At 70.3% G+C, this 12,907-nt stretch carries 13 protein-coding genes and 2 pseudogenes; 9 read left to right on the forward strand and 6 right to left on the reverse strand.

What is annotated here, in order from left to right; genetic code table 11:
- Positions 1 to 73 (reverse strand): annotated as a pseudogene (locus A5701_RS29280) (hypothetical protein); the annotation flags it as partial.
- On the opposite strand from A5701_RS29280, the pseudogene A5701_RS08385 reads away from it, so the two are divergent.
- The 3 genes and pseudogenes from A5701_RS08385 to nudC form a co-directional block, all read left to right on the forward strand.
- Positions 71 to 346: pseudogene (locus A5701_RS08385) on the forward strand (PD-(D/E)XK nuclease family protein); the annotation flags it as partial. The pseudogenes A5701_RS29280 and A5701_RS08385 sit on opposite strands and share 3 nt — an antisense overlap.
- A gap of 90 nt (positions 347 to 436) precedes the next feature.
- On the forward strand, positions 437 to 1,507 hold the full coding sequence (locus tag A5701_RS08390; protein ID WP_067750960.1) for a TrkA family potassium uptake protein: 1,071 nt from the start codon (positions 437 to 439) through the stop codon (positions 1,505 to 1,507).
- Between the two features lie 109 nt (positions 1,508 to 1,616).
- On the forward strand, positions 1,617 to 2,549 hold the full coding sequence (gene nudC / locus A5701_RS08395; RefSeq protein WP_067750965.1) for an NAD(+) diphosphatase: 933 nt from the start codon (positions 1,617 to 1,619) through the stop codon (positions 2,547 to 2,549).
- Between the two features lie 10 nt (positions 2,550 to 2,559).
- On the opposite strand, the gene A5701_RS08400 is transcribed toward nudC, so the two are convergent.
- Both A5701_RS08400 and mrx1 read right to left on the reverse strand, forming a co-directional pair.
- On the reverse strand, positions 2,560 to 3,225 hold the full coding sequence (locus A5701_RS08400; RefSeq protein ID WP_067750968.1) for a sensor domain-containing protein: 666 nt from the start codon (positions 3,223 to 3,225) through the stop codon (positions 2,560 to 2,562).
- 82 nt (positions 3,226 to 3,307) lie between these two features.
- Entirely contained in the window at positions 3,308 to 3,562 is a 255-nt protein-coding gene (gene mrx1 / locus A5701_RS08405; protein WP_067750972.1) for a mycoredoxin Mrx1, read from the reverse strand.
- A gap of 115 nt (positions 3,563 to 3,677) precedes the next feature.
- On the opposite strand from mrx1, the gene A5701_RS08410 reads away from it, so the two are divergent.
- The 3 genes from A5701_RS08410 (at position 3,678) to A5701_RS08415 (ending at position 6,507) form a co-directional block, all read left to right on the forward strand.
- On the forward strand, positions 3,678 to 5,777 hold the full coding sequence (locus A5701_RS08410) for an ATP-dependent DNA helicase UvrD2 (RefSeq protein ID WP_197504943.1): 2,100 nt from the start codon (positions 3,678 to 3,680) through the stop codon (positions 5,775 to 5,777).
- 173 nt (positions 5,778 to 5,950) lie between these two features.
- Positions 5,951 to 6,103: a hypothetical protein gene (locus A5701_RS28040; protein WP_156669995.1), complete on the forward strand. Its 153-nt coding sequence runs from the start codon at positions 5,951 to 5,953 to the stop codon at positions 6,101 to 6,103.
- A gap of 134 nt (positions 6,104 to 6,237) precedes the next feature.
- Positions 6,238 to 6,507 (forward strand): WhiB family transcriptional regulator, encoded by a 270-nt coding sequence (locus A5701_RS08415; RefSeq protein WP_067750977.1) that lies wholly within the window; start codon positions 6,238 to 6,240, stop codon positions 6,505 to 6,507.
- On the opposite strand, the gene A5701_RS08420 is transcribed toward A5701_RS08415, so the two are convergent.
- Entirely contained in the window at positions 6,504 to 7,847 is a 1,344-nt protein-coding gene (locus A5701_RS08420; RefSeq protein ID WP_067750983.1) for an AarF/ABC1/UbiB kinase family protein, read from the reverse strand. The two genes, A5701_RS08415 and A5701_RS08420, sit on opposite strands and share 4 nt — an antisense overlap.
- A gap of 81 nt (positions 7,848 to 7,928) precedes the next feature.
- On the opposite strand from A5701_RS08420, the gene A5701_RS28520 reads away from it, so the two are divergent.
- Positions 7,929 to 8,102 carry a hypothetical protein gene (locus tag A5701_RS28520; protein ID WP_197499210.1) on the forward strand — a complete coding sequence of 58 codons (174 nt, stop codon included), beginning with the start codon at positions 7,929 to 7,931 and terminating at the stop codon, positions 8,100 to 8,102.
- Here A5701_RS28520 and A5701_RS08425 read toward each other — a convergent pair.
- Both A5701_RS08425 and A5701_RS08430 read right to left on the reverse strand, forming a co-directional pair.
- Positions 8,099 to 8,914 carry a TOMM precursor leader peptide-binding protein gene (locus tag A5701_RS08425; protein WP_067750997.1) on the reverse strand — a complete coding sequence of 272 codons (816 nt, stop codon included), beginning with the start codon at positions 8,912 to 8,914 and terminating at the stop codon, positions 8,099 to 8,101. The genes A5701_RS28520 and A5701_RS08425 overlap by 4 nt on opposite strands.
- A gap of 78 nt (positions 8,915 to 8,992) precedes the next feature.
- Entirely contained in the window at positions 8,993 to 10,372 is a 1,380-nt protein-coding gene (locus A5701_RS08430) for a zinc-dependent metalloprotease (RefSeq protein ID WP_197499209.1), read from the reverse strand.
- Positions 10,373 to 10,449: 77 nt separating this feature from the next.
- On the opposite strand from A5701_RS08430, the gene A5701_RS08435 reads away from it, so the two are divergent.
- The gene (locus tag A5701_RS08435) at positions 10,450 to 11,472 is read left to right on the forward strand and encodes a PDZ domain-containing protein (RefSeq protein WP_067750990.1); all 1,023 of its coding nucleotides are present in this window, start codon (positions 10,450 to 10,452) and stop codon (positions 11,470 to 11,472) included.
- A 78-nt stretch (positions 11,473 to 11,550) separates the two neighbouring features.
- On the forward strand, positions 11,551 to 12,907 hold a 1,357-nt coding region (locus tag A5701_RS08440), incomplete at its 3' end, for a UPF0182 family protein (protein WP_197504942.1).

Genomic DNA, 12,907 nt, shown 5'->3' on the forward strand with positions numbered 1-12,907 from the left:
CGCCGATCGGCATCTCGAAGGGCACCTCGACGGCGACCGGAGTGCGCGCCGCCCACGGCGATTCGGTGAACGCGGCCGCATCGACGCGGTGTTCGCCGACCCCGACGGCGGCGCAACGGTCGTCGACTGGAAGACCGGAGAACCGCCGCACGGACCCGAAGCCATGCGGCAGGCCGCCGTCCAACTCGCCCTCTACCGCTTGGCGTGGGCCGCCCTGTCCGGTGTCCCGGCATCGTCGGTGCGCACGGCCTTCTATTACGTGCGCGCCCGCGCCACGGTCGCCCCCGACGATCTGCCCGCCCCCGCCGAACTGGCCGGGCTGCTGGGCGAGCCGGCCGTCGGGTGACCCGCGCTGCCCGGGTACCGGGGTGGCGATCGTGGTTACATTGAGGCGTGGGTGTCTCCTGCGCTGGCGTCGAGCCGATCACGGACCGCCGTGCGCAACGGTAGGTCGCGGCAACTGAGCGGTCTCGAAGAGACGCTGACCGCCCAGCGAGGCCACCAGTTGGTCGGCGTGGTGCGCATCCCCGAGGAGCACGCCAGCCCCATTCGGGTGATCACCCGCCGCGTGGCCATCGCGCTGGTGGTGCTGTTCGCGGCGGCCGTCATCGTCTACGCGGACCGCAACGGCTACCGCGATGTGCGGGGCCAGCCGCTGACCTTTCTGGACTGCGTGTACTTCTCCGCGGTGTCGCTGTCGACGACCGGCTACGGCGATATCACGCCATACACCGAAACCGCGCGTTTGGTTCACACCCTGATCTTCACCGCGCTGCGGATCGCGTTCCTGGCCGTATTGGTCGGCACGACCCTCGAGGTGCTCTCCGAGCGCTCCCGGCAGGGGTGGAAGATTCAGCGTTGGAGGAGCAGAGTGCGCAACCACACGATCGTGATCGGCTACGGCACTAAGGGCAAGACGGCCGTCGCGGCGATCCTCAGCGACGAGGCCGCCCAGGGCGAGGTCGTCGTCGTCGACACCGATCGCAGCACCCTCGAGCACGCCGCGACCGCGGGCCTGGTCACCGTGCACGGCGACGCCACCAAGGCCGACGTGCTTCGGCTGGCCGGGGCGCAACACGCGGCGTCGATCATCGTGGCCACCAGCCGCGACGACACCGCGGTGCTGGTCACGCTGACCGCCCGGGAGATCGCCCCCAACGCCAAGATCGTGGCGTCCATCCGAGAGGCCGAAAACCAGCACCTGCTACAGCAATCGGGCGCGGACTCGGTGGTGGTCTCCTCGGCGACCGCCGGCCGCCTGCTGGGGCTGGCCACCACCACGCCCAGCGTCGTGGAGATGATTGAAGACCTGCTGACACCGGACTTCGGGCTGGCGATCGCCGAGCGCGAGGTGGAGCCGGCCGAGGTCGGCGGCTCCCCGCGCCATCTGCGCGACATCGTGCTCGGCGTGGTGCGTGACGGCCACCTGCTGCGCATCGGCGCGCCCGAGGTGGACGCTGTCGAGGCCAACGACCGGCTGCTCTACATCCGGCACGCGGGGCACTAGTGGCGATCGCAAGAGCGGCGGAGCCGGTCGCGGCGGGTCGCCACGATGGCTGGGCGATCGCAAGAGCGGCGGAGCCGGTCGCGGCGGGTCGCCACGATGGCTGGCTCTAGTGGGCATCGCGGACTTTCGGCTACGGAACGTGCCGTTGCTGTCGCGGGTCGGCGCCGACCGGGCCGACCAGCTGCGCACCGACGTCGAGGCGGCCGCCGCCGGCTGGGCGGACGCGGCGCTGCTGCGGGTGGATTCGCGCGGTCAGGTGCTGGTCGCCGACGGCCGGGTGGTGCTGGGCTCGGCGGCCAGGCTGGCCGACAAGCCGCCACCGGACGCGGTGTTCCTGGGCCGCATCGACAACGGGCGCCACGTGTGGGCGATCCGCGGCGCTCTGGAGGCGCCGGAGGACGAAGACGTGCACGCCGAGGTGGTGAACCTGCGCGGCCTGGGGTCGATCCTCGACGACACCAGCAGCCAACTGGTCTCGTCGGCCGTCGCGCTGCTCAATTGGCACGACTCGGCGCGGTTCAGCTCGGTCGACGGCTCGCCGACCCGCCCGGCGCGGGCGGGCTGGGCACGGGTCAACCCGGTCACCGGGCACGAGGAGTTTCCGCGCATCGACCCGGCCGTGATCTGCCTGGTCCACGACGGCGGCGACCGTGCGGTGCTGGCCCGCCAGGCGGTGTGGCCGGAGCGGATGTTCTCGCTGTTGGCCGGTTTCGTCGAGGCCGGTGAATCATTCGAGGTCTGCGTCGCCCGCGAGATCCGCGAGGAGATCGGCCTCACCGTCCGCGACGTCCGCTACCTGGGCAGCCAGCCGTGGCCGTTCCCGCGCTCGCTCATGGTCGGCTTCCACGCCGTCGCGGACCCCGGCGAGGAGTTCTCGTTCAACGACGGCGAGATCGCGGAGGCGGCGTGGTTCACCCGCGACGAGGTGCGCGCGGCGCTCGCGGCCGGTGACTGGTCCAGCTCGGCGGATTCGAAACTGCTGCTGCCCGGCTCGATCTCGATCGCGCGCGTGATCATCGAATCCTGGGCCGCGATCGACTGACCCGGCGCCGCTACTTGACGCGGTCCGTCACGGTCTGCAGCACGGCGCTGGCGACCTGATCGGTGGGTTCGATTCCCAGCACGCCGACGGAGACCAGCACCGATGACTTCACCGTGTAGAGGTGAATCCAGCCGTCGGAGTTCAGCTTCAACGTCAGGGAATCCGGCTTGTTCAGCGTGAAGTCATACGCGGTGTGGTGCAGGGAGGCGCACTGATCCAGCGTCGTGTGCAGCTGGTTGAGCGCCCCGCGGGCGACGTTGGCGTCCGGGTAGACGACGACGGCGTTGGTGACCTCGTTGATCGGGGCGATGCCGCCCGGCCTCAGGTCGTCGGTCGAGCCGGCGTAGGCGACAGAGCGGTATTCCTTCCAGCCCCCGGCGAAGGTGAGGTCCGTGGTTCCCACTGCCCGGCACGGCGCCGGCGGGTTGCCGATGGTCTCCCGTGGCGGATCGTGGCGGTCGGCATACGGATACGGTTGCAGGCCTTCGAAATTGGCGATGTGACGCGCATCGTCGAGGCTGATGACCAAGGAGTCGGCGTACACGTGCGGGCTCGGGTTCGCCGCCGTACGGGAGTGCGAGCATGCCGTCAGTACGGCGACGGCGATGACGGCCGAAGCCATGGCGGCCAGCGACAGGCGCAGAGGCAAGCGGCTCGACCGATCACTCGACGCCATGCTCGCCAATGTTAGGGCCGCGCTCGGCGGCAGGCAGAGCAGTTGGTGAACACCGGCGGCGTGTCGGCGCGCCCGGCCCTCTTTAGGCGCCGGCCTCGGCCAGCTTGGCCTTGACCTCGGCCGCGCTCGGGTTGGTCAGGGTGGATCCGTCGGCGAACTTCACCGTCGGGACCGTCCGATTGCCGCCGTTGACCGACCCGACGAATTCCGCCGCCGCGGGGTCGTGCTCGATGTCGACCGCCTGGTACGGAATTCCGTTGGATTTCAACACAGTCATGAGGCGATGGCAGTAGCCACACCATGAGGTCGTGTAGACGGTGATCGGGGCAGTGGTCATAGCTCGTTAACGTAGCCCGCAGGCGGTGTGTTCCGCGCCCGAACACCGCACCCATATCCCGACGCGCACCGGCCGGGGCCGCGGTTTGTCGGCCATCGCTGCCAAGATGGACGCCATGCCGATGGTCGCCGACGCCTTGACCGCCGGGCTGGACGACGAGCAGCGCGAGGCCGTCCTGGCTCCCCGCGGCCCGGTCTGCGTGCTTGCCGGGGCCGGAACGGGCAAGACCCGCACCATCACCCACCGGATCGCGCAGTTGGTGGCGAGCGGCCATGTGGCCGCCGGGCAGGTGCTGGCGGTCACGTTCACCCAGCGGGCGGCGGGGGAGATGCGTTCCCGGCTGCGCACGCTGGGCGCCGCAGCGGGCGCCGACACCGGCGTCGGCGGGGTGCAGGCCCTGACCTTTCACGCCGCGGCGCACCGGCAGCTGCGGTACTTCTGGCCGCGGGTGGTCGGTGACACCGGCTGGCAGCTGCTGGACACCAAGTTCGCCGTGGTGGCGCGGGCGGCCAGCCGCTCAAGGATCAACGCAAGTACCGACGACGTCCGCGACCTGGCGGGCGAGATCGAGTGGGCCAAGGCGTCGCTGATCACCCCCGAGGAGTATCCGGCCGCCGTGGCCGAGGCAGGGCGGGACATCCCGCTCGACGCCGCCCGGGTCGCGACCGTGTACGCCGCCTACGAGGCGCTCAAGGTCCGCGACGAATCGGTGACGCTGCTCGACTTCGACGACCTGCTGCTGCACACCGCGGCGGCGATCGAGAACGACGCCGCCGTGGCCGACGAATTCCGGGGCCGCTACCGCTGTTTCGTCGTCGACGAATACCAGGACGTCACACCGCTGCAGCAGCGGGTGCTGGCGGCGTGGCTGGGCGACCGGGACGACCTGACCGTCGTCGGTGACGCCAACCAGACCATCTACTCGTTCACCGGGGCCTCGCCGCGGTTCCTGCTGGACTTCTCGCGGCGCTATCCCGACGCCACCGTGGTCCGCCTGGAACGCGACTATCGCTCCACCCCGCAGGTGGTGTCGTTGGCCAACCAGGTGATCGCCGCGGCCCGCGGGCGGGTCGCCGGCAGCAAGCTGCACCTGTCCGGTCAGCGTCCGCCGGGCCCGGCGCCGTCGTTCCGCGAGCATCCCGACGAACCGGCCGAGGCCGCCGCCGTCGCGGCGTCGATCGCCCGGCTGATCGAAGCGGGCACCCCGGCGTCGGAGATCGCCGTGCTCTACCGGGTCAACGCGCAGTCCGAGGCCTACGAGGAGGCGCTGACCGAGGCCGGCATTCCCTATCAGGTTCGCGGCGGCGAGGGCTTTTTCACCCGGCAGGAGATCAAGCAGGCGCTGCTGGCGCTGCAGCGGGCGGCAGAGCGCGGCGCCGACGGGCCGCTGCCCGACGTCGTAAGAGCCGTCCTGGAACCGCTGGGTCTGACGGCCGAGCCGCCGGTGGGCGCCCGGGCCCGGGAGCGCTGGGACGCGCTGACCGCGCTGGCCGAGCTGGTCGACGCCGAGGTGGCCCAGCGCCCGCAGCTGGACCTCGCCGGCCTGCTGGCCGAGCTTCGGTTGCGCGCCGACGCGCGCCACCCGCCGGTGGTGCAGGGCGTGACGCTGGCCTCGTTGCACGCCGCCAAGGGGCTGGAGTGGGACGCGGTGTTCCTGGTCGGGCTGGCCGACGGCACGCTGCCCATCTCGCACGCGTTGGCGCACGGCCCCGAAAGCGAGGCGGTCGAGGAGGAGCGCCGGCTGCTGTACGTCGGAATCACCAGGGCGCGAATCCATTTGACGCTCAGCTGGGCGCTGGCCCGCAACCCGGGCGGACGGCAGGGCCGCAAGCCGTCGCGGTTCCTCAACGGCATCGCGCCCCAGGCCCGCGCCGACGCCGCCCCCAACAAGTCCCGGCGCAACCGGGGACCCGCGGCGCGCTGCCGGATCTGCAACAAGGACCTGTCCACCGCCGCGGCGGTCATGCTGCGGCGGTGCGAGACGTGCGCGGCCGACGTCGACGAAGACTTGCTGCTGCGGCTCAAGGCGTGGCGGCTCGACGTCGCCAAGGAGCAGCAGGTGCCCGCGTATGTGGTCTTCACCGACAACACCCTGATCGCCATCGCCGAGCTGCGGCCCGGGGACGAGGACGCGCTGATCGCGATCCCCGGCATCGGCGCGCGCAAGCTGGAGCAGTACGGGCCCGACGTGCTGGAGTTGGTGCGCGGCGCCTGACCACACCGTCGAGCGTGGGGCTTGTGGACGAATTCGAGGCAATTGCCGTACTAGGGCCCACACTCGGTGAGGCTGTCGCCGATAAGCGCAGGTCAGAAAATCGTTTGTGCCGCGCGCCCGCGGCCGTTTACCCTCGAAGCTGCGTTCTGGCACGACGAAGGGAGGTGGCCACGATGATCAACGACGCGTTCGGTGTGGACGTGGCCGCCGCGGCGGCCACGCTCAAGCATGCCGCCGCCGTGCCGGCGGCCGCGTTGAAGCATCGCGCCGCCGCCGCCGCGACGAACGCGTCCGCAGGACTCGAGGTCCACCGAATGGCTACGTAACTCCCCGGTCTCACCGGATGGCCACGGACCCGAAGTCAAGGATCCGTGGCCATAGTCTTTTCGGGCGCAAGCCCGCTCCCTGGTCCGGATCAGCGAAATCCGCAAGCCCCGACCAGGAAGCAGGTGAGCAGGACATGTCGGCCCTGACAGTCCCCAGACAGCCGTCGCCGGCGTTGCCGTGTCACGCCGGCGATCCCGACCTCTGGTTCGCCGAGACCCCGGCCGACCTCGAGCGCGCCAAGGCGCTTTGCGCGGGCTGCCCGATCCGGCGCGAGTGCCTGGCGTCCGCGCTGGAGCGGGCCGAGCCCTGGGGGGTGTGGGGCGGCGAGATCCTCGACCGCGGCGCCATCCTGAGCTTCAAACGACCGCGCGGACGCCCCCGCAAGGACGAGGTCGCCGCCTAGATGGCCGCGCTGTCGGGCTCGGCGAAGCCGGGAATCAGCTCCTCGGAGAGGGCCTTGATCGGCACCCGCGCGTCCAGCTGGCACAGGATCGCCGCCACCGAGGCGATGACCCGCATCGGGATGGCCAGCTTGGGCGGCAGGTCCATCTGCCGGGCCGTCTTGATCTGGGACACCGACCGGTCGATCTGGCCGACGGTCATGCGCTGCAGCCATTTGCGCGTGTAGTGGAACTCGTCGACCTCGATGGGTTCGACGTACTGGCGCAGCATTTCGTCGATGTCGCGCACCGACACCTGCTGGCCCTTCTGGATGAACCCGACCTTCTCCATCGTCGGCAGCAGCAGATCGTAGTTCTTGTCGCGGGCCAGGCGGATCGTCATCCCGAGCTCGATGGGGTAGCCGCCGGGCAGCGGTGCGACCGCGCCGAAGTCGATGACGCCCATGCGGTCGTCGGGCAGCAGCATGAAGTTGCCCGGGTGGGCGTCGCCGTGCAGCATCCCCAACCGGCGCGGCGCGTCGAAGGTGAGCTCGAGCAGCCGGGTGCCGATCAGGTCGCGCTGCTCGCGGGTGCCGTCGCGGATGATCTCCGCCAGCGGCAGGCCGTCGATCCACTCCTGGACCACGACCTTGGGCGCGCTGGCGACGACGTGGGGTATCGCGAAGTGCGGGTGGCCCTCGTAGGCCTTGGCGAAGGCGCGCTGGTTGTCGGCCTCCAGCCGGTAGTCGAGCTCCATCTCGGTGCGCTCGACCAGCTCGTCGACGATGCCCTGGACGTCGGCGCCGGGGGCGAGCTGTTTGACCACGCCGACCATCCGCTGCATGGTCTTGAGGTCGGCGCGCAGCGCCTCGTCGGCGCCGGGGTATTGGATCTTGACGGCCACCGGGCGGCCGTCGGCCCAGACCGCCTTGTGCACCTGGCCGATGCTGGCCGAGGCGATGGGTTTGTCGTCGAACGAACTGAACCGTTCGCGCCACTTGGTGCCCAGCTGGGCGTCGAGCACCCGGTGCACCTTGTTGGCGGGTAGCGGCGGGGCGTCCTTTTGCAGCTTGGTCAGCGCCTCGCGGTAGGGCTCGCCGTATTCGTCCGGGATGGCGGCCTCCATGACCGACAAGGCCTGGCCGACCTTCATCGCCCCGCCCTTGAGCTCGCCCAAGACGGTGAACAGCTGGTTGGCGGCTTTCTCCATCAGCTCGGCCTGGACTTCGTCCCGCGATTTCCCGGTCAGCCGTTTGCCGAAGCCGAGCGCCGCCCGGCCGGCGAAGCCGACCGGGATGCTGGCCAGCTTCGCGTTGCGCGCCGCCCGGCCCCGTTTGATGTCTGCCACGTATCCATCATCCATGACGTTCCACGCGCCTCGCGCTTGATCTTCGCAACACCCGCTCGCGGGCGGCCGACGGGGAAGCGCCCTAGGTTGTCCCCCATGGCAGCCAAGCAATCACAACACGACGCCGCTGACTCCCTGTTCAGGGCGATCATCGAAACGCTGGACAAGCACCGCAACGACGGCACCCTGACCGCGGAGATCCTGCAACAGCTGGGGACCGCCTACGAGTCGGTGTCGTCGAACGTCCCGGATCAGGGCCGGCTCGGCTAGCTGGCCCGTCCGCACGAGCACAGCGGGTGCCGGGTCCAGCGCCGCGCGACGATGGCGCCGGCGTTGAGGTCGAATTCCAGCGTGGCGTTCAGCGTCTGGGGCGGCATCGCCTCCTGTTGGCGCACGGCGGCGATCACCCGGTTCACCTGGCTGAGCGCCAGCGCCGCGGTCGCCAGCAGCGTGGCCCGGTCGGCCACCCCGACGGTCTCCCGCAGCTGCGCGGAGATCGCGGGCCAGGCCGCGTCGCGGTCCCGCCGATGCAGGTCGGCGCAGCCCAGGCAGCTGGTCGTCCCGGGAATCACCAGCGGGCCGACCAGCCCGACGCCGTCGCGGACCCGCACCGGCAGGTGGGGCACGCCACGGGCGTGCAGGTCGCGGACCATGCGCGGGTCGGCGACCAAGTAATCGGACAGCACCACCAGGTCGACGACGGCGGCCGACACGGCCGCGTGCGGCTGGCTGCTGCGGGCGATCCGGGCGCCCGAGCAGCGCAGCGCCTCGGCGAGCAGCTCCGACAGCGGCCCGCGGCCGTGGATCCGGATGGACGGCGCCCGGCCGCGGGGCTTCCCGCATTCGGTCGCCACGCCCGCGCCGACCAGCTGGTCGACCAGGTCCGTCAGGCCCTCTGCGTCCCGCAGGCCGCGGTCGACGGCGCGCCGCCGCAGCTCGGCCAGCGGCGTGGGTGATCGCATGGTTCGCAGCAGCGCGGCCAGTTCCGCGGCGGGCAGGCCGCCCGGTGGCCGCACCAGCACGGCACGGCGGGGATCCCAGCCGACTTGGACGGCGCCGTCGGGCCGCAGCAGTACCGGCATGGCGGGGTCCAGCGCATAGGTGGAAAGCGTGGCCGGTGACACCGGTGCACTGTGCCACGCCGGGGGTGGGCGCCCCGGTCAGTTATCCACAGGGCCGCGGCCCGGATCCTCGGGGTTCTCCTCGAGCTTGGCGATCGCCTCGTCGATGCCGCTGGTGTCGCCCCCGATGACGCGGTCGATGAAGCCCGCCGGCTCGTCGAGGTCCTCGGCGGCGGGCAGCAGGTCGGGGTGTTGCCAGATGGCGTCGCGGGCGTCCACGCCGGCGGCCTCGGTGAGGCGCTCCCACAGCGCGGCGGCTTCGCGCATCTTGCGGGGCCTCAGCTCCAGGCCCACCAGCGTCGCGAAGGTCTGTTCGGCCGGGCCGCCGGTGGCGCGGCGGCGGCGCAGCGTCTCGCTGAGCGCGGCCGCCCCCGGAATCCGGTCGCCCAGGGCCGCGGTGACCACCACCTGCACCCAGCCCTCGATCAGCGCGAGCAGCGTCTCGAGGCGTTCCAGCGCCTGCGTCTGCGCCGGGGTGGCCTTGGGCTCGAAAACGCCTTGCCCCAGAAGGTTTTCGATGGCCGCCGGGTCCGACAGCGTCGCCGGGTTGAAGTCGCGGGCCAACTCCTCGATACCGCTCATGTCGATCTGCATGCCCATCGCGTAGGCCTCCACCGCGCCCAGCAGCTGGCTCGACAGCCACGGCACGTGGCTGAACAACCGGTGGTGGGCGGCCTCGCGCGCGGCCAGAAACGTCAGGATCTCGCTGCGGGGCTGCTCGAGCCCGGCCGCGAACGACTCCACGGCGTCGGGCAGGATCGCCGCAACGCCCTTGGGCCCCAACGGCAATCCGATGTCGGTGGAGGTGAGCACCTCGCGGGACAGCCGGCCCAGCGCCTGCCCCAGCTGCGAGCCGAAGGCCATGCCGCCCATCTGCGACATCATCGCCATCAGTGGGCCCGCCATGCTCTTGGCCTCCTCGGGCAGCGACGACGCCCACACCGTCGAAATCTGTTGTGCCATCGGGTCGCACAACCGCTTCCAGGTATCCAGGCTGTTGTCGACCCAGTCGGCCGGGCTCCAGCCCACCGCCTTGCTGGTGCCGGCGGGCAGCGCCGTGGCGCCGTCCAGCCAGGTCTCGGCCAGGTGTACCGCGTCGGCGATCGCCGAGTGCGTCGTGGCCGGGATGGGCGCCACGAACCCGATCGAGTTCGTGGCCACCCGGCGCGCCAGCTCGTAGTTGACCGGGCCCGACTGTCCGCCCCCGGCCATCCCGGTGCCCGCGCTGGAAAGCATCTGACCCAGCTGGGTGAAGATCTGCCCGAGGTCGCCCATGCCGAAATCGCCGCTCATGCCGAATGCGCCGAAGGGATCGGAGCCGCCGGAGCCCGAATTGGGATCTTTCTTCCCGGGTTTGTCGGGGTCTTCCCCGTGGGAGAAGCCGAAAGGCAGGTCAGCCATACCGTCAACGGTACTCACCGGGGGAATGGGGTGGGTGGTCTCGGGGTCAGCTTGTGGCTGAACCGGACCGACGGGCTCCGTCTAGTGTAATCGGCGTGAACAGGCGGATTCTGACCTTGATGGTCGCGCTGGTGCCGATCCTGGTCTTCGGCGTGTTGCTGGCGGTGGTGACGGTGCCGTTCGTCTCGCTGGGCCCGGGACCCACCTTCGACACGCTCGGCGAGGTCGACGGCAAGCAGGTGGTGGCGATCGAGGGCACCGCGACGCATCCGACCACCGGGCACCTGAACATGACGACGGTCTCCCAGCGGGACCAGCTGACCCTCGGCGAAGCGCTGACGCTGTGGCTTTCGGGGCAGGAGCAGTTGGTGCCGCGCGACCTGATCTACCCGCCGGGCAAGTCACGGGACGAGGTCGACAAGGCCAACAACGCGGACTTCAAGGAGTCCGAGGACAGCGCCGCCTACGCCGCGCTGGGCTACCTGAAATACCCGGCCGCGGTCACGGTCGCCAAGGTCACCGATCCGGGTCCGTCCGCGGGCAAGCTGAAGGACGGCGACGCCATCGACGCGGTCAACGGCGTCCCGGTGGCCGACGTCGACCAGTTCACCGGGCTGCTCAAGAACACCAAGCCGGGCCAGACGGTGACCATCGACTACCGGCGCAAGAACGAGCCGGCCGGGGTGGCCCAGATTACGCTGGGCGCGAACAAGGATCGCGACTACGGCTTCCTCGGTGTCGCCGTGCTCACCGCGCCCTGGGCGCCGTTCGTCGTCGACTTCAACCTGGCCAACGTCGGGGGGCCGTCGGCCGGCCTGATGTTCAGCCTGGCGGTGGTCGACAAGCTGACCACCGGTGACCTCACCGGGTCGAAGTTCATCGCGGGGACCGGCACCATCTCCGCCGATGGGAAGGTCGGCCAGATCGGCGGCATCACCCACAAGATGGTCGCCGCCCACGCGGCGGGCGCCACGGTCTTCCTGGTGCCGGCCAAGAACTGCTACGAGGCGAACTCGGACAATCCGTCCGGCCTGCGCCTGGTGAAGGTGGAGACCCTCAGCCAGGCGGTCGACGCCCTGCATGCGATCACGTCGGGGGGCCAGCCCCCGAGCTGTTAGAAGCTGAGCGAGCCAAATGGCGGGTCGCGCGATGCGTAGAGTTGTCACCGTCGATCAATCGAGCAGGGAGCGTAGCCAGTGGGGATGCGGCCCACCGCACGGATGCCGAAGCTGACCCGGCGCAGCCGGATTCTGATCCTGATCGCCCTGGGTGTGATCGCTTTGCTGCTCGCCGGCCCCCGGCTGATCGACGCGTACGTGGACTGGCTGTGGTTCGGCGAACTCGGCTACCGCTCAGTGTTCAGCACCGTCCTGGTCACCCGGTTCGTGGTCTTTCTGGTGGCCGGCCTGCTGGTGGGCGGCATCGTGTTCGCCGGTCTCGCGGTGGCCTACCGCACCCGCCCGGTGTTCGTGCCGAGCAACGACAACGATCCGGTCGCGCGGTACCGCGCCGTCGTGCTGTCCCGGTTGCGGTTGGTGGGCATCGGGGTGCCGGTCGCGATCGGCCTGCTGGCCGGCATCATCGCGCAGAGCTACTGGGTGCGCATCCAGCTGTTCATGCATGGCGGGGACTTCGGTATCCGGGATCCGCAGTTCGGCAAGGACCTCGGCTTCTACGCGTTCGACCTGCCGTTCTACCGGCTGCTGCTCAGCTATTTGTTCGTGGCCGTCTTCCTCGCGTTCGTTGCGAACCTGCTGGCGCACTACATCTTTGGCGGAATCCGGCTGTCCGGGCGCACCGGCGCGCTGAGCCGCTCGGCGCGCATCCAGCTGGTCACGGTGGTGGGGCTGCTGGTGCTGCTCAAGGCGGTCGCGTACTGGCTGGACCGCTACGAGTTGCTGTCGCACACCCGCGGCGGCAAGCCCTTCACCGGTGCGGGGTACACCGACATCAACGCGGTGCTGCCGGCCAAGCTGATCCTGATGGCGATCGCGCTGATCTGCGCCGCCGCGGTGTTCTCCGCGATCGTCCTGCGTGACTTGCGGATTCCGGCCATCGGCCTGGTTCTGCTGCTGCTGTCGTCGCTGATCGTGGGGGCCGGGTGGCCGTTGATCGTCGAGCAGATCAGCGTCAAACCCAATGCCGCGCAGAAGGAAAGCGAATACATCAGCCGCAGCATCGCGGCGACCCGGCAGGCATACGGGCTGACGTCGGACGTCGTCACCTACCGCACCTACGCCGGTGACACGCAGGCCACCGCCCAGCAGGTCGCCGACGACCGCGCGACCACCTCCAACATCCGGCTGCTCGACCCGACCATCGTCAGCCCGGCGTTCACCCAGTTCCAGCAGGGCAAGAACTTCTACTACTTCCCCGACCAGCTGTCCATCGACCGCTACCTGGACCGCAACGGCTCACTGCGCGACTACGTCGTCGCGGCCCGCGAGCTCAACCCGGACCGGCTGATCGAGAACCAGCGCGACTGGATCAACCGGCACAGCGTCTACACGCACGGCAACGGGTTCATCGCCTCGCCGGCGAACACGGTGCGCG

The organism is Mycobacterium sp. E3305, assembly GCF_001666785.1.
In the GTDB taxonomy this organism is placed as follows: Bacteria; Actinomycetota; Actinomycetes; order Mycobacteriales; family Mycobacteriaceae; genus Mycobacterium.

Coding starts and splice junctions, on each gene's coding strand:
- mrx1 (WP_067750972.1), bottom strand. CDS start 3,562: ATGACCACTGCCCCGATCACCGTCTACACGACCTCATGGTGTGGCTAC.
- A5701_RS28520 (WP_197499210.1), top strand. CDS start 7,929: ATGGCAGCCAAGCAATCACAACACGACGCCGCTGACTCCCTGTTCAGG.
- A5701_RS08400 (WP_067750968.1), bottom strand. CDS start 3,225: ATGGCGTCGAGTGATCGGTCGAGCCGCTTGCCTCTGCGCCTGTCGCTG.
- A5701_RS08420 (WP_067750983.1), bottom strand. CDS start 7,847: ATGGATGATGGATACGTGGCAGACATCAAACGGGGCCGGGCGGCGCGC.
- A5701_RS08415 (WP_067750977.1), top strand. CDS start 6,238: ATGTCGGCCCTGACAGTCCCCAGACAGCCGTCGCCGGCGTTGCCGTGT.
- A5701_RS28040 (WP_156669995.1), top strand. CDS start 5,951: ATGATCAACGACGCGTTCGGTGTGGACGTGGCCGCCGCGGCGGCCACG.
- A5701_RS08410 (WP_197504943.1), top strand. CDS start 3,678: ATGCCGATGGTCGCCGACGCCTTGACCGCCGGGCTGGACGACGAGCAG.
- A5701_RS08425 (WP_067750997.1), bottom strand. CDS start 8,914: ATGCCGGTACTGCTGCGGCCCGACGGCGCCGTCCAAGTCGGCTGGGAT.